Here is a 15091-nt window from a genome sequence, read left to right on the forward strand (position 1 = left end):
AGTCACGGGGCAGACGTCCCTGCCCCGCCTCAAGCCTGCTCCTCGATCGCCGCCTGCGCCACTTGAGCCGCCCCGCCATTGATCCGCGTGGCGATCAGATGTCCGACCGCCACCGCCCCGATGCAGAGCACGACGGAGGCCGCGACATTGATGCAGGCCCGCACCGTGGCGCCCGAGCGCAGCAGGTCGAGCGTCTGCAGGCTGAAGGAGGAGAAGGTGGTGTAGCCGCCGCAGAGGCCGATCATCACGAAGAGGCGCATATTGTCGGAGACCGGAAAACGGCCATTGGCGAGCGTCAGCGTGCTGAACAGGCCGATGATCAGCGAGCCCGTGACATTGATGATAACGGTGCCCCAGGGCAGATCGCGGCTGACGGGCATGGCGAGGACGGATACGGCGTAACGCGCAAAGGTGCCGAGGGCACCGCCGGCCATGACGATAAGGCAGGTATAGAAGGACATGCTCGCTCCAAAATATCAGGGCGGGCAATAAAAAACCCGCCTTGCGGCGGGCTCCGGACAGATTCCCACCGCGGTTAAACACGGTAGGAGTCATCAGCCTTGTGGGCGGTTTCGGGGGCACTCCATCCCCATCGGTGCGATCTATAACGCGAGCTGCCATGAAGTGGCAAGGGGTGGACTGCGTGACAGTGCAGGCTCGAACCCTCCCCATTCCTGTTTCCTCATGCGGGCACGAGGGCTGTCAAAGAGATCGGGCAGCGGCGCACCAGCGCGGCGAGAGACTCATCTACCATGGGAGTGGAAAAAAATCTTTCCTGGCCAAGGACTTGGGCAGGCTGGTCGCTTTGAGATCTCTCGTGCCAGCACGAGGAAACAGGGTGGCGGTGTCGAATGCAGCTCCTTCTGTTGCACTTTCATCCCCCCATTCCCTCCCCGGTCTTGCCCGAGGAGGGAACGAGGTAAGCGCCGGCCGCCGCCCCTCGCGTTGCAGCCGGCGGGGTAACTCATGCGCGCATGGTCTGCCGGGCCGTCTGGGGACCGAACTCCGAGGCGATCTCGCTCACGAGATCGGCCGGGAAGCCGCCTTCGCGGGCGTGGCGGTAGACGGTTTCAGCGCTATCGGCCTCATGCACGCAGTAGATCTTGTCGCCGGCGACATAGCTGGTGATCCAGGTATAGGGCCGGTCGAGGCCCTCGACGACCTGGTTCGACTTGGCGGAAATGTTGCACAGGTCTTCCGAGGTGAGCTTGCTTGCGCCGGGAATATTGCGTTCGATAAGATATCTGGGCATGGCGACCTCCTGTTCGCATCCATGTTGACGAGACGGACGCTAGGCCTATGCCGGGGTCGGCGCATCGGGATATCTCCCCATTTTCTGGCGCTCGCCGCCCTATTTTGACACGCTCCCCTATTCCCAGCCGCCGACGATGCTGGCAATAATCCGCCATGCGGCTAATCGAGCGCGCCCCCAATCTCGATCATCTTCAGTCGTTGTTGCGCGAAGCCGCCGACGGCAGTGGCAGGGTCGTGCTTCTGGAAGGGGAAGCGGGTGCGGGAAAATCCTCCCTCGCCGCAGCCTTTGCCGGCGCCGTGCCCGAGGATACCCGCGTTCTCTCCGGCGCCTGCGAGAATTTCGGCACGGCCGAGCCGCTCGGCCCCTGGCGCGACATTGCCCGGCAAGCCCGCTGGTCGCTGACAAGGGTCACCGGCGGCAACTGGATCGCCCTTTTCTCCGAAGTGCTCGATCTCCTGACCGATGGCGGCCGGCCGACATTGCTCGTCATCGAGGATATTCACTGGGCCGATGACGCCACGCTGAACCTCATCCGCTATATCGGCCGGCGCATCCGCCACACCTGCCTGCTGCTGGTTGCAACAGCGCGGAATGACGATACGCCGGGCCAGACACGGCTCAGGCGGCTGCTGGCTGATATTCCGCCCGCCCACTGGCTGCGCATCACCGTCCCGCCGCTGTCGAAGGCGGCCGTGCTGGAGCTTGCCGACAGCAAGGGCCTCGATGGCGAGGCGATCTTCAGCGCCACCGGCGGCAATGCCTATTTCGTCAGCGAGCTCGTGGACTGCGCCGGCAGCGACAGCCTGCCGCCATTCAACCGCGACCAGCTGCCGGCAACCATCCGCGATGCCGTGCTGGCGCGGGCCGATATCCTTGACGAGACTGACAGGGAGGCGCTCTGGGCCGCCTCCACCTCACCCGATGCCTTTGCGCCCGAACTGATCGAGGCGATCTGCGGCAGCACCGCCCGCGCTTCGCTCGAGGCCTGCACCGCCTGCGGGCTTCTGGTGCCAGCCGGTGGCAAGGGCGGCAACCTCTTCATGTTCCGCCATGAGATCGCCAGGCAGGCCATCGAGCAATCGCTGCCGCCGCTACGCCGCCGGGCGCTGCATGAAAAGGCGCTCGCCTATTTCCGCGACCGGCCGGAGGCCTCGGTCGCGCGCATGGTCCACCATGCCAACGAGGCGCAGGACATGAGCGCGATCTCGGAACTTGCCCCGAAGGCTGCGGCCGATGCCGGCAGGCTCGGCGCCCACCGGCAGGCGATGCGCCATTACGAGCTGGCGCTCGCCCATGCCGGCGACCTGAGCGACGCCACCCGCGCCTGTCTCTACGAGGGCTATGCCTTCGAATGCCACCTGACCGGCCAGATGGAACGGGCCATTGCCGCCCAGACAAGCGCGCTTGCGCTCTACCGCGCGCTCGGCGACATCAGGCATGTCGGCGACAACCTGCGCTGGCTGTCGCGGCTGAGCTATCTTGCCGGAGACCGCAAGGGCGCCGATGCCTTCGGTCGCGAGGCGGTTGACGTGCTGGAGCAGGCAGCAAGCCCCGCCGAGCTCGCCATGGGCTATTCCAACCTGTCGCAGCTCGGCATGCTGGCCGGCGACGCCGAGACCGCCACACTCTACGGCGAGCGCGCCATCGCGCTGGTGACATCGGACGACATCGCCAGGCCCGAGGTCCTCTGCCATGCGCTGAACAATGTCGGCACCGCCATCTGCTGGCGCGAGCCGGACCGCGCCCGCCAAACGCTCGATCAGGCGCTGGCGATCGCCCTCGACCACGGCTTCCAGGAGCATGCTGCCCGTGCCTTCACCAACCGCGCCTGGGTGGAAATCCGGCTCCACGCATTTGATGCCGCCGAGGATGTGCTGACGCGGGGTATCGCCTATTGCATCGAGCATGACCTCGATACATGGCGCGACTACATGCGCGGCGAGCTTGCGGAACTGCTGACCGTCCTCGGCCGCTGGGACGAAGCAACGGCCGCGGCGCAAGCCGTGGTCGACAACCAGAACGCCCCGGCGCTATGCCGCTACCCCTCGCTCGTGGCGCTGGCGACGCTGAAAACGCGGCGCGGCGAACCATCGGACGAGCTCCTGCAGGAAATGGCGAAATTCCTCGAAAACACCTTCGAGTTCCAGCGCCTGTCCGCCCATGCCGCATTGGTGGCCGAGCGCGCCTGGCTCGGCCTCTGCGACCGGGAGGAAGCGCTTGCCGGCCTGCGGCAGGCCGCTTCACTCTGCAGCGACGATGCCGCCGGCTCGATGATCGGCTTCTGGGCGCATATTCTGGAAGAGACCGGCCTTGCGCCTGACGGCGACGATGGCGACGCGGCCGTGATCGCCACGCTGAGAGGCCGATGGCAGGAGGCTGCCGACATCTGGACGGACCGCCGCGCGCCCTATCTCACCGCCCTCGCCTTGCTCGACGGCGACAATGACGCGCTCTACCGGGCCCTGGCGACGCTGGAAGCCCTCGGCGCCACTGCCGTCGTCACCAACGCGAAGGAGCTGATCCGCAAGCGCGGCGGCCGGCTTGCGACGCGCGGCCCCCGCGCCAGCACCCAGGCCAACGCCGCCGGCCTCACGACACGCGAAATGGATGTGCTGCGCCTGATCGACGAGGGCCGCTCGAATGCCGAGATCGGCGCGCGCCTGTTCGTCTCGGCCAAAACCGTCGATCACCACATCTCCTCGATCCTCGCCAAGCTGAATGCGAAATCGAGGGGCCAGGCGGCGGCCGAGGGACGCAGGCTGCGGCTACTGCAGTAGAAAGCACGCCCCTGCCCGGACCGCGCCGTCCAACAGGATCACTCCGCAATGCGGCCCAGCAAAGGCATTGCCGATGCAGCGCCTCGCGCAATGCCGATAAGATTTTCCAATCCGGAAATATTGCAAACAAGCTCGAAAGGAAGGTTTTTAGTTACGAGTGCGGAGGCATTCACATATCTATAGATTGACCGCAAGTTTTCCGACCGCCCAACGACAGTATAGCCAGATTAATTATTAAAGATTATCTTGACGCGCACCTTCCGCGATAGTTTAATTGTAAAATGCCACCCCACCGGGAGGCCGAACATCGAAACGGGGGCTTGTCGCATGAGCAATAAGAGCCGCGTGATCCTCTTGGCCGCATTTTCATCCTTCCTTGGCCCATTGGCGGCCAATGCAGCGAACCATCCATATCAAGGCATTTGCGAGGCCTCGGCCGCAGCCATGGTCGACAAGTCGCATATGGCCGTCGCGAGCGATGATTTCTCCGCGATCATGATCTATGAGCGGGGCAAACCTGAGCCGGTGGCGAAATTCCCGGTCGACGATGTCACTGACATCGAAGGCGCCGCCCGTATCGGCGACACCATATTCTGGCTCACATCCCATTCGCTGAACAGCAGCGGCGAAGACAAGAAAAAGCGTAAGGAACTGTTTGCAACGACCGTATCGGCCGACGGGACATTGTCCGGTTCCGGCGAGGTCTATCGCAATCTTCGCGCGGACATGGCCGCAGCGCTCAAGCTCAGCGAGGATGATTTAAAGACCCACGTCAACATCGAAGGCCTGGCGGCGACATCGGAAGGGCATCTCCTGATCGGCCTGCGCGGACCCGTGCCCGATAACCGCGCCATCGTGCTCGAGCTTGCCAATCCGATGCCGCTGGTCAAGCTGGGTCCCGGCGATGTGGGCTCTCCCATAATTACCCAGGTCGTCACGATGGACCTTTCCGACGGCCCGGGAACGACCGGCCGCGGCGTGCGTGACATTGAGCGGGTCGGCAACCGCTATCTCGTGCTTGCCGGCTCCGAACCCGATGGCGGCAATCCTCCGCCCAAGCTTTTCTGGTGGGACGGAAATGCCGATGGCCGCGTGACACCGGGTCCCGATGCGGATTTCTCGGGAATGACGCCGGAAGCGATCATGGTCTGGAACGAACACGAGGGCGAAATCCTCAGTGACAGCGGCGGCGCGATAATCAAGGGAGTGGCCTGCGCCGACAAGGATCCACCCAAGGACGCGTTCTTTCCGGCCATCGACGTGAAATTCTGAGTTTCGCCAGTGTTTGATCCGGCAAGGCAAGTGCCATCGGGAGGGGATCACCACATCTCCTCGACCAACGCCGTGCTGAACGCGAAGCCAAGGGGTAAGGCGATTGCCGAGCGGCTGAAGCTGGCATTGCTGACAAACGGATAGTCCTTGCGTAAAACCGTGTCCGTCACCGTCGGGATTCTGCACGAGCCAAAGGACAGGTCATGGGCATCGAATATCATGTCGCCGTGCACGAGGCCCATTGGCTTTCAACGGAAAAACTCAACACCTGTCTCGCGGATCTGAAATATCCAGTACAGGTCATTCCGGCCTCGCCTGCGGATATGAGCAAGCCGCTTCAGGACAATCCAGGCTCTTCCGGCCTGACAGTCGCCTTGAACGGCCAACAGATCGAACTCGAAGCCTCGATCAAGCAACTACGCCCCGGGGAACCTTTCGCTTACGGTTTGAAAATCGACAAGAGCAAAATCGCTGAAGGCGTGATCTTGCGCCCCGCCGGAATAGACGATTTCGTGCCGCTTGATCTCAACGAGGAACTCAAGAAAATCGGCATGAACGCGCCCGACTTTGGCTATGGCGATTATGTCGTGAGCATAACTTTCCGCTCGTCTGTCGATGAGTATCGCGCCGGATTTTTGCTGATGGCAGGCCTCATCCGATGTGCCGACGGGCTGGGTTTCGAGTTTGACAGCGCATCTTACGGCGGATCGTCATTTGCAGAAACGCTTGTGCAGCAGGCACGGGAGATGGAGTAGCCCTGGGGTCGGACCGACGAGCGGCATACCCTGTCAATCCTCGTCGCAACGAAGTGGCGACGTCCCTCTCCTCCCTCATTCCTGTGCTTGTCACAGGAATCCAGTGCGCCCAAGTCCTTGGGCGCGAGAGGCTCTTTTCCTTTCGGCAATGGTCATTCACCGCGCGGACGCGCGGTGGCTGGATTCCTGTGACAAGCACAGGAATGAGGGAAGTTTTGGTTGTCGCTTCGGGTTAAAGCAGCCCCTGTCAGCCGCGGCACCGCACGCGAAGGTGCTTGTGCCAACGCCAATCACGCCCGCCCCGCCACCTCGAACAATTGTGGCACGGCCGGGTTCCCGGCGGCGCGCGGCGCGCAGAGCACGACATCGAATTCCGGGGCGTCGTCGAGTGTCCTCGACACCACGCCCTCGGCCAGATCATCGCACAGCGATTGCGGGATCAGCGCCACGCCCAGCCCCTCCTGTACCAGCCGGATGATCGTGTGCTGCAGGCGCGGCTCGAAGGCAAAGTTCGGCACGACGCCGCCAGCCGCGCAATAATGGACGATTGCCGTGCGCAGCGTCGGCGCGACGGTCGCGGGTGCTGCGATCAGCCTTTCGCCCGCAAGCGACTGCGGCCCGATAGTCTCGGCCTCGGCCAGCCGATGGCCCCGGGGCACGATCAGGCACAGTCGATCGCGGGCAAGCAGCAGCGTGCGCAGATGCGGCGCCGGACCGCCGCCGAAAGTGACGGCGGCATCGAGCGTTCCCTCCGCCAGCATCTCCTCGATATCGGTCGGAATGCGTTCTTCGAGGATGAGGCGCACATCCGGCCGCGCCTGCGAATAGAGCCGCACGAGAGCTGGAATGACGCTATGGGCGGCATGCATCATGAAGCCGAGCTTCAGCTCGCCCTTCATGCCGCTGGCAACCAGCTGCACATCGCGGCAGGCGGCATCGAAGCCTTCGAGAACGGCGCGGCAATCGGCGAGGAAATGCTGGCCGGCTGGTGTGAGCGCGACATTGCGCGAATTGCGCTCGAAGAGCTGCACGCCAAGCGTCTTTTCGATGGCCGATATCTGCCGGCTGAAGGGCGGCTGGCTCATGTTCATGCGCTGGGCCGCATGGCCGAAATGCAGGGTTTCGGCGAGCGCCACGAAATAGCGCATATGGCGCGTGTCCATTCGATACCTCAAAAGTATCAATCAATGCTCAAGATGACATTGGATTATCTTGATCCCGCACGCTAGGCAAGGATCGCCCTCAAGCGACCTGCCCCGAGTTACCCCTGATGCTGACGAACCTTTCGATTGTCCTGCCGATCTTTGCCCTCATCCTCGCCGGCTGGATCGCCCGCAAGACCGGGGCGCTCAGTGAAAATGCCACGCGCGAGGTCAACCGGCTGGTCGTCTATCTCGCTCTGCCCGCGCTGCTCTTCGATATCATGGCCAATGCCAAACCCGCCGAGATCTGGCAGCCGGGCTTCATGACGGCATTTACAGCGGGCTGCGCCGTCATCTTCTGCGCCACGCTCTTCTGGCGCATCGCCAAAGGCCGGCATCTCGCCGATGCGGCGATCGACGGGCTGAATGCCAGCTATGCCAATACCGGTTTCATCGGCTTTCCGCTCGTCCTGTCACTGATCGGCGACACCGGCATGGCGCCGGTGCTGATCTCCACCATCCTCACCGTCTGCGTGCTCTTCGCCGTCGCCATCATCCTCATCGAAGGCGGGCTGCAATCGGAGGCCCGGCGGCGCGACATCGCCATCAAGACGGCCCGCTCGCTGGCGAAAAACCCATTGCTTGTCGCACCCGCCCTCGGCGCGCTGGTGATGTTCTCCGGTGTGACGCTCCCCGCCCCCGTTCATGCCTTCCTGAAGCTGCTCGGCGGCGCCGCCTCGCCCTGCGCGCTGATCGCCCTCGGCCTGTTTCTGGCCGGCACCAGGGCCGGTGAAACCAGCGCCCGCGCAACGACGACAAGCATAATCGTCGGCCTGAAGCTGATTGCCCAGCCCGCCGTTACCTGGGTCATCGCCGCGCCACTCCTCAACCTGCCGCCGACCGCCACCCATACCGCCGTGCTGCTCGCGGCCCTGCCGACCGGTACCGGCCCTTTCATGCTGGCGGAATTCTACGGCCGCGAGGCAAGCCTGACGGGCCGCGTCGTGCTCGCGTCGACCGTGCTTTCGGTGCTGACGATTTCAGCCTATCTGGCGCTGGCGGGGCGGGTGTAGCGCGATTTTGATCGGCAACCTCGCTTTGGGCAGGCGGCTGACCTCGACTCCCGTCGTCCCCGTGTGCTTGTTACAGGAACAGCGGAAGGTGCACGCAGTGCTCGTGGCCCCCTCATCCGGCCCTTCGGGCCACCTTCTCCCCGCAGGGTAGAAGGGGGAGCCGGTGGTACGATCTGCGGGGAGACACGACACCTCGAGGAGCAGGACGCAGCCGCGACACCCCTTCGCCCCAACGGGGAGAAGGTGGCCCGAAGGGTCGGATGAGGGGGCTCCGGGCGCCAACCCAACCTTCCTCATTCCGACGGCAAGATCGCTGCCCTACTTCCCCAGCAGATCCTTCACCCGCCGCCCGAACGCATCGCTCAGGAACGGCTTCGTCATCACCTGCATGCCATGGTCCAGATGGCCGTGGTTCAGCACCGCATTCTCCGCATAGCCGGTGATGAACAGCACGCGCAGATCCGGGCGGCTGAAGCGCACGGCGTCAGCAAGCTGGCGGCCGTTCATGCCGCCGGGCAAGCCGACATCCGTAATCAGGAGATCGATCGGCTGGCCGGTATTGATAATACGCATCGCCGAAGATCCATCTCCGGCTTCCAGCACCCGGTAGCCGAGTTCCTGAAGGATTTCGACAGCCACCATGCGCACCAGCGGATCGTCATCGACGACGAGAATGGATTCGGAACCGGCGGAAAGCGGCTCCGTCACGGTGTCGGCCACCTCATCCTCGTGCTTGTCCTCGCCGAGATGGCGAGGCAGATAGATGCAGATCATCGTGCCCTTGCCGAGTTCGGAATAGATGCGCGCCGTGCCGCCAGACTGGCCCGCAAAGCCATGCACCATGGAAAGGCCGAGACCCGTCCCCTGCCCGATCGGCTTGGTGGTGAAAAACGGATCGAAGGCGCGCTCGATGATATCGGGCGCCATTCCGGTGCCGGTATCGCTGACGCAGAGCGAGACATACTGGCCGGGAGCGAGCCCCCGCTGGCGCGCTGCCCGCTCGTCGAACCAGCGATTGGCCGTTTCGACGGTGAGCTTGCCGCCTTCCGGCATGGCGTCGCGGGCGTTGAGGCAGAGATTGAGGAGCGCGTTTTCCAGCTGCCCGGTATCGACGAAGGTGGCCCAGAGGCCGCCGGCAAGGGCTGTCTCGACCGCGATCGTCGGACCGACGCTACGGGCGATCAGATCCTGCATGCCGGAAACCAGCCGGTTGATTACGGCCGGTTTCGGATCGAGCGTCTGGCGGCGCGAGAAGGCAAGCAGGCGCTGCGTCAGGCCCGCCGCCCGCTTGGCTGCACCCTGCGCGGCGGTCAGATAACGGTCGAGATCGCCGATGCGGCCCTGCGCCAGTCGCGTCTGCATCAGCTCCAGCGAGCCGGAAATGCCGGCCAAGAGATTGTTGAAATCATGAGCGAGCCCGCCGGTCAGCTGGCCCACCGCCTCCATCTTCTGCGAGTGGCGCAGCTGTTCTTCGGCGCGCATCAGCTCGGCCGTGCGCTCGGCCACACGCTGTTCCAGCGTATCGTTCAGGCCGCGAAGCGCGGCAGCGGCCCGGTCGCGCTCGGCTTCGACAGCGCGGCGTTCCTCGATATCGAGCAGCACGCCCGGAAAGCTCAGCGGCGTTCCATCGGCAGCAAGCTCGACGCGGCCGTTGGCCTCCAGCCAGTAATAGTGGCCATCGGCGCGGCGCGTGCGATACTGGTGCGCATAGGCTCCGCCGCGACCAAGCGCCTCGTTCATCGCGGTTACAAGCCCGGCCTTGTCATCAGGGTGAACCGTGTCGATCACCTGTTCCAGGCTGAGGCCGTGGCTGCCGAGAGCCGGATCGAGGCCGAAGGCCAGAGCGAAAGCCTCATCCACCGTGAACCGGTTTGTCTGAACGTCCCAGAGCCATGTGCCGATAATCGCCCCGGCCGCGAGTGCCAGGTTTACGCGCTGCACATTCTCGCGCGAAATCTCTTCGCTGGCGCGCAGCGCCGCCTCGGCGAGCTTGCGCGCAGTGACGTCGCGAAACAGGACCGAGACCTGGCGCAGGCCGGCAGGCTCGACGCGGGAGGATGAAACCTCGATATAGCGGCCCGCCGCCACAAAATGCTGCTCGAAGCGGATTGATTGCCCGCTGGCCAGCACTCCGCCGTAAAGCTTCAGCCATTGCTCGGCATTGTGAGGCTCGATCTCGCGCAGCCGCTTGCCGACGACATCGGAAATGCCGGTATGACGCTCATAGCCGGAATTTGCCTCGATATGCACATAGTCGCTGAGCGGCCCCTCGGGACCGTCGATGAATTCGATGATACAGAAACCGTCGTCGATCGCTTCGAACAGGGCGCGATAGCGTGCCTCGCTTCGCATCTGCGCGTCATCCTCGGACTCCCGAAGCGCACCATCGGCTTCATTCGCCCCTGCAGGCACCTGCGCTTTCAGGCGCTGCGCTTCTTCTCCCAGTCCCTCCCCGGAGGGCGATGAAATATCCTGATTCAAGAACAGACCTTTGTGACCGGTATGATCCGCCTACGCGACGACAGGCGGGGAAACTAGTTCAGGGCGGCATGACTGCAATGGGTCGACGGGCGAAGATTTAGGATTTCGGCATGCAGTAAGGCTCTCGCGCATTTTACCACCACTCCGGGCCTTGAAGGCGCGCTGCGCTGCAGCATGTTTATGACTAATCCTTTTTCGTTAGTCGCCATTTCCCATGGCATCGGTATCTTGGACCCTAGGAGGACTCAGCAATGGAACGCGTAGAGCCAACCCATGTCGATGCCGATGCCCTTACCAAAGTCTGGTCAGTGACCGAATTCTGCAGCCGGCACCGGCTGGATAGCCAGGAGGAAAAGCGGCTGCTGCAACTCTTCGGCTGCTTTGCGACCGCCAGCGAACTCCTGCACAACGCCCGCCGCGAGCCGAAGTTCCGCTAGCCGACAGCCGCGCCCTCTGCGCAAAAAGATCAACAATACAAAGTGAGTACACTGAAAGATCCGCCCCGACAGGACGGAGGGCTGAAGCTTTGCGGGCTTTGCCTCCTTCGTCACCGGATCACCAGCGACGGGACGCCTGCCGGCCTGTCAGGGATCTAGAACAATCCGATCAGTCGGGCGGAGCTGATCGCAAGGCCGGCGATCGCCACCAGAATGACGACGCTCGCGATGACGAGAAAAATGGGGCTCTTCACAATATCTCCTTCAAGGCCGGCGATGGCCGTGCGCGTGAGGTAGCAGCTGCGATTGAGAGCGGCAACCGTGCGGTCGCGGTCGAGGCCAGATATGGCACCAGATATGGCAATTGTCTGCTACGCCGCAAAGTTGCAGAATAGGCCGCCGCATTCATGCCATGCGACGCTGAGGGGAGCAGGGGCCGATCATGCCATCCATCACCACGGGCAATGCCGAGCAATATAGCGACAGCAAGAAACTTGCCGCGCGCGGGCGCCTGAACCGGGAATATACAATTGCCGAAACCGGCTGGTTTCCCTGGGTGGCGCAGCAGCTTCCCCTTAAAGCCGGCGATCGCCTGCTGGATATCGGCTGCGGCCCCGGCTGGTTCTGGGCTTCGGTCGCCGCCGACCTGCCCGACGATCTCGACCTCACGCTCGCCGATCTCTCCCCCGGCATGCTGCAGGAAGCGCTCGAACGCTGCCACCCGCTCTCCTTTGCCCGCGTGACCGGCCAGCAGGCCGACGCCACCGCCCTGCCCTTCGAAGACGGTTCTTTCGACACCATCATCGCCATGCACATGCTCTACCACGTGGCCGATCAGGCCAAGGCGCTTGCCGAAATGCACCGCGTGCTGAAACCGGGCGGTCACCTTGCGGTGACGACCAATGGTGCGAACAACATGCGCGGCATGTACGAACTGACGACGGCCTTCGGCAGCCCGCCCTGCGACCCCGCCGGTGCCGCCTTCGGCTACGAGACTGCCGAACGGCTGATGCAGGCGCAGTTCGGCAATGTGACGATGGCGGAGCACCCGGCCCACATGCGGATAACGGAGCCGGAAGACGTGTTCCTGGCGCTGACCTCCTATCCACCCGGTGACAGGGCGAGCGAAGCCGAGCTTGCGGCGTTTCGGGCAGCGATATCGGAGGCATTCCGGGCCGGCGGCGGCGTGCTGGAGGTGGGCAAGGAGACGGGATTGTTTCTCAGCCGCAAGGCGGGCTAACCGCAACTCATCTCCCGAGATTCCGAGAGAAATTTCGTGTTGAAAATTCGCTCCCACCGTGCAACCTGCATCTGGGGTTTGGGGTGAATATAAATGCTTTCATTTCTTTTCAGTTTACAGGGCATGTCGGTTGCAATGCTTTTATCGACTGCCGCTCTTCTTCCGACGTCAAGAATTGCCGTGGACAAATGGGCGGAGAAACTCTTCCCCGACCCTGTTGATTGCGCCTTTGGCGAAGGCGGGCTTTCCTATAACGCCGACAACAAGGAAATGCTGATCAACAACCTCGCCCTGCCCGACGCGACGAGGCAAAGCCTGAAGGCCATGGAAAGCAGGATTTCGGCAACCTGCACCTCGAAGGAAGGACCACCCGTGGTGGTCAATACGGTTGGAGAATATTTCGGAAGCCGCTTCAACCAGTTCAGCCTGCCCATCTATGCTCTCAACGCCGGCGGTGGCTGCATGTCGGATTTCTATTACAGTTTCACTTTCCCGGAAAAAGCAAAGACGGTGCACGACAATATCCTGCAGCGCACGGGCAAGGATCTGAAGATCATCACCGAATCCGGGCGCAAGCCGGAATTCGAGGACGATGGCTGGATCACGGACTATGGCAATTACAGCAAATATACCTGCAGCATGATTGCTTACGGCTGATAGGCTGCACGCGCCCCCGCTTCCCGTCACTCCTGAACCATCCCTCGTACCTGCACTACGAGGGAATGCGGGAGGTTCGGCGGTCGTCCCGCCTCACCTCTCTCCATCCCGCGGTTCAAAACTGCGCCACACCACCATCCACGAACAGCTCGATCCCCGTAACATAGCTGCTGTCCTCGGACGCGAGGAAAACCGCAGCCTTGGCAAGATCATCTGAAGTGCCCATACGCCCCAGCGGCACATTGGCCTTCATCATGTCACGCACGCTCTGGTCGGCGAGCGTCGAGAGGCCGGGCGTTTCCGTGTGGCCAGGGCTCAGCACATTGATGCGGATGTCGCGGCCCTTGAGATCGATGATCCATCCGCGCGCGAACGAGCGGATCGCCGCCTTCGTGGCGTCATAGACCGAGAAGGCCGGGAAGCCCTTGATCGAGGCGATCGAGCCGGTGAGGATGACAGACGATCCCCTGGACAGAAGCGGCAGCGCCTTCTGCACGGCAAAGAGCACGCCGCGCACATTGGTATTGAAGGTCTTGTCGAAATGCTCCTCGGTGATTTCGCCGAGCGGGCCGAATTCATAAATGCCGGCATTGGCAAAGAGCACGTCGATGCGGCCGGCCTGCTGCTTGACGATCTCGTAGACACGGTCGATATCCGCAAGGCTTGCGGCATCGGCCCGGATGGCGGTGACATCACCGCCGATCTCGGCCACGGCCTTGTCGAGTTCGCTCTGTCGCCGGCCGGTGATGAATACCTTGGCGCCCTCTTCGACGAAGCGTTTTGCCGCGCCGAGACCGATGCCCGCGCTGCCGCCGGTGATGACGGCGACCTTGTTTTCCAGCTTCCTGCTCATGTTCTCATTCCTTCTGCTCAGCGCCGGTTCTTGCCGTCGCCCGTTGAACACGAGGCAGAAATTATGGGCTTTGGCGCGGGCGAAGTAGAAAGCCGGCGCGACTAGGACTTATTCCCGTCAGGAATGGAAAGAACGTCTCAGGCCGCGCTGAGCTTTTCTTCGACAAAGGCCACGAAGGCGCGCGCCTTGGCGCTCACACCACGGCCTGCCGGAAACGCGGCCCAGAGATCGAGCGGCGCAAGGCTCCAGTCCGTCAGCAGCAGTTTGACGCGGCCATCGGCAAGCTCGGGCGCAAACATCCATTCCGAGGCGACGGCAAGGCCGATGCCCGACAGTACCGCCGAACGCACGCCCTCGGCGGCCGAGACGCGCAGGCGTCCCCGCATGGTGACAGACACTTCCACTCCATCCTGGCGGAAGAGCCAGGCATCGCGGCCGAAACCCTTGGCATAGACCACGCTCTGGTGCTGGCCGAGCTCGGCGGGATGGGTTGGTTCGCCATGCCTAGCGATATAGGCGGGTGCTGCCACGACGATGCGCGGCGACTGGCCGATCTTGCGCACGGTGAGCGCAGAATCCGGCAGATCGCCCATTCTGAGGGCTATGTCGATGCCCTCCTCGATCAGGTCGATGCGCTCGTCATCAAGCACGACTTCCATGTCGAGGCCGGGATGGCGGCCCAGGAATTCACCGAGATGCGGGATGATATGCAGGCTGGCGAAGGCCGGCGCTGCACTGACGCGCAGCCGGCCGGACAGGCTGGCACCAGCGCCACGCGCTGCATGCTCGGCCTCATCGGCCTCCTCGATCGTACGCTTGGCCCGCTCGTAATAGCTCTCCCCGGCTTCGGTGGGTGTAAGGCCGCGCGTGGAGCGCAGCAGCAGCTGGATGCCGAGCCGTTGCTCCAGCTGCGCGATGGTCTTGGAGACCGCCGGTTGGCCCACATGCATCTGCCGGGCGGCCTCCGAGAAGGAGCCGGTTTCGACCACGCGGACGAAGGTTTCCATGGCGGCGAGGCGGTCCATTGTCGAGGGCTCCGTGGGTGGGTCTAGGTGGGGTTTTAACATGTCGGGGCGGGTGTTGGTATTCTCTGAGGGAATGGAAATGGTGGCTATTATTTGGATAGAAAGGAATGCTGCACACCGGAGC

General features: G+C 63.2%; 13 protein-coding genes and 1 riboswitch. Of the genes, 7 read left to right on the plus strand and 6 right to left on the minus strand.

Features of this window, described 5'->3' with window-relative positions; genetic code table 11:
- Positions 1–29 precede the first annotated feature (29 nt).
- The gene (gene crcB, locus FHT93_RS05690; protein ID WP_183846583.1) at positions 30–461 is read right to left on the minus strand and encodes a fluoride efflux transporter CrcB; all 432 of its coding nucleotides are present in this window, start codon (positions 459–461) and stop codon (positions 30–32) included.
- 77 nt (positions 462–538) lie between these two features.
- Positions 539–600, minus strand: a riboswitch (Fluoride riboswitch).
- Between the two features lie 364 nt (positions 601–964).
- Complete coding sequence (locus FHT93_RS05695; RefSeq protein WP_018115774.1) at positions 965–1252, minus strand: DUF4242 domain-containing protein; 288 nt, start codon at positions 1250–1252, stop codon at positions 965–967.
- Positions 1253–1407: 155 nt separating this feature from the next.
- Here FHT93_RS05695 and FHT93_RS05700 point away from each other — a divergent pair, with 155 nt between their 5' ends.
- The 3 genes from FHT93_RS05700 to FHT93_RS05710 all read left to right on the plus strand — a co-directional run bounded on the left by FHT93_RS05700 (position 1408) and on the right by FHT93_RS05710 (position 6059).
- Complete coding sequence (locus tag FHT93_RS05700) at positions 1408–4032, plus strand: LuxR family transcriptional regulator (RefSeq protein WP_183846585.1); 2625 nt, start codon at positions 1408–1410, stop codon at positions 4030–4032.
- 327 nt (positions 4033–4359) lie between these two features.
- The gene (locus tag FHT93_RS05705) at positions 4360–5304 is read left to right on the plus strand and encodes a DUF3616 domain-containing protein (protein ID WP_183846587.1); all 945 of its coding nucleotides are present in this window, start codon (positions 4360–4362) and stop codon (positions 5302–5304) included.
- A 203-nt stretch (positions 5305–5507) separates the two neighbouring features.
- Entirely contained in the window at positions 5508–6059 is a 552-nt protein-coding gene (locus FHT93_RS05710; RefSeq protein ID WP_183846589.1) for a hypothetical protein, read from the plus strand.
- 290 nt (positions 6060–6349) lie between these two features.
- On the opposite strand, the gene FHT93_RS05715 is transcribed toward FHT93_RS05710, so the two are convergent.
- Positions 6350–7222 (minus strand): LysR family transcriptional regulator, encoded by an 873-nt coding sequence (locus FHT93_RS05715; protein ID WP_183846591.1) that lies wholly within the window; start codon positions 7220–7222, stop codon positions 6350–6352.
- A 107-nt stretch (positions 7223–7329) separates the two neighbouring features.
- On the opposite strand from FHT93_RS05715, the gene FHT93_RS05720 reads away from it, so the two are divergent.
- On the plus strand, positions 7330–8274 hold the full coding sequence (locus FHT93_RS05720) for an AEC family transporter (protein WP_183846593.1): 945 nt from the start codon (positions 7330–7332) through the stop codon (positions 8272–8274).
- Between the two features lie 318 nt (positions 8275–8592).
- On the opposite strand, the gene FHT93_RS05725 is transcribed toward FHT93_RS05720, so the two are convergent.
- Positions 8593–10626 carry a hybrid sensor histidine kinase/response regulator gene (locus FHT93_RS05725; protein ID WP_113115980.1) on the minus strand — a complete coding sequence of 678 codons (2034 nt, stop codon included), beginning with the start codon at positions 10624–10626 and terminating at the stop codon, positions 8593–8595.
- Between the two features lie 380 nt (positions 10627–11006).
- Between FHT93_RS05725 and FHT93_RS05730 the strand changes: the two genes are divergently transcribed.
- The 3 genes from FHT93_RS05730 to FHT93_RS05740 all read left to right on the plus strand — a co-directional run bounded on the left by FHT93_RS05730 (position 11007) and on the right by FHT93_RS05740 (position 13089).
- Positions 11007–11192, plus strand: a complete 186-nt coding sequence (locus tag FHT93_RS05730) for a hypothetical protein (RefSeq protein ID WP_018115767.1) — start codon at positions 11007–11009, stop codon at positions 11190–11192.
- 442 nt (positions 11193–11634) lie between these two features.
- The gene (locus tag FHT93_RS05735; protein ID WP_183846594.1) at positions 11635–12432 is read left to right on the plus strand and encodes a class I SAM-dependent methyltransferase; all 798 of its coding nucleotides are present in this window, start codon (positions 11635–11637) and stop codon (positions 12430–12432) included.
- Between the two features lie 180 nt (positions 12433–12612).
- The gene (locus tag FHT93_RS05740; RefSeq protein ID WP_348649761.1) at positions 12613–13089 is read left to right on the plus strand and encodes a hypothetical protein; all 477 of its coding nucleotides are present in this window, start codon (positions 12613–12615) and stop codon (positions 13087–13089) included.
- A 115-nt stretch (positions 13090–13204) separates the two neighbouring features.
- On the opposite strand, the gene FHT93_RS05745 is transcribed toward FHT93_RS05740, so the two are convergent.
- Both FHT93_RS05745 and FHT93_RS05750 read right to left on the minus strand, forming a co-directional pair.
- Positions 13205–13942, minus strand: coding sequence for an SDR family oxidoreductase (locus FHT93_RS05745; protein ID WP_183846598.1), 738 nt, complete (start codon positions 13940–13942; stop codon positions 13205–13207).
- A 137-nt stretch (positions 13943–14079) separates the two neighbouring features.
- Positions 14080–14967 (minus strand): LysR family transcriptional regulator, encoded by an 888-nt coding sequence (locus FHT93_RS05750; protein WP_183846600.1) that lies wholly within the window; start codon positions 14965–14967, stop codon positions 14080–14082.
- Between the last annotated feature and the right edge of the window lie 124 nt (positions 14968–15091).

The organism is Rhizobium sp. BK379, assembly GCF_014193955.1.
Classification (GTDB): domain Bacteria; phylum Pseudomonadota; class Alphaproteobacteria; order Rhizobiales; family Rhizobiaceae; genus Rhizobium.

Bases quoted from the DNA above. Each gene is read 5' to 3' on its own strand.
- crcB (WP_183846583.1), bottom strand. From the start codon at position 461: ATGTCCTTCTATACCTGCCTTATCGTCATGGCCGGCGGTGCCCTCGGC.
- FHT93_RS05695 (WP_018115774.1), bottom strand. From the start codon at position 1,252: ATGCCCAGATATCTTATCGAACGCAATATTCCCGGCGCAAGCAAGCTC.
- FHT93_RS05700 (WP_183846585.1), top strand. From the start codon at position 1,408: ATGCGGCTAATCGAGCGCGCCCCCAATCTCGATCATCTTCAGTCGTTG.
- FHT93_RS05705 (WP_183846587.1), top strand. From the start codon at position 4,360: ATGAGCAATAAGAGCCGCGTGATCCTCTTGGCCGCATTTTCATCCTTC.
- FHT93_RS05710 (WP_183846589.1), top strand. From the start codon at position 5,508: ATGGGCATCGAATATCATGTCGCCGTGCACGAGGCCCATTGGCTTTCA.
- FHT93_RS05715 (WP_183846591.1), bottom strand. From the start codon at position 7,222: ATGGACACGCGCCATATGCGCTATTTCGTGGCGCTCGCCGAAACCCTG.
- FHT93_RS05720 (WP_183846593.1), top strand. From the start codon at position 7,330: ATGCTGACGAACCTTTCGATTGTCCTGCCGATCTTTGCCCTCATCCTC.
- FHT93_RS05725 (WP_113115980.1), bottom strand. From the start codon at position 10,626: ATGCGAAGCGAGGCACGCTATCGCGCCCTGTTCGAAGCGATCGACGAC.
- FHT93_RS05730 (WP_018115767.1), top strand. From the start codon at position 11,007: ATGGAACGCGTAGAGCCAACCCATGTCGATGCCGATGCCCTTACCAAA.
- FHT93_RS05735 (WP_183846594.1), top strand. From the start codon at position 11,635: ATGCCATCCATCACCACGGGCAATGCCGAGCAATATAGCGACAGCAAG.
- FHT93_RS05745 (WP_183846598.1), bottom strand. From the start codon at position 13,942: ATGAGCAGGAAGCTGGAAAACAAGGTCGCCGTCATCACCGGCGGCAGC.
- FHT93_RS05750 (WP_183846600.1), bottom strand. From the start codon at position 14,967: ATGGACCGCCTCGCCGCCATGGAAACCTTCGTCCGCGTGGTCGAAACC.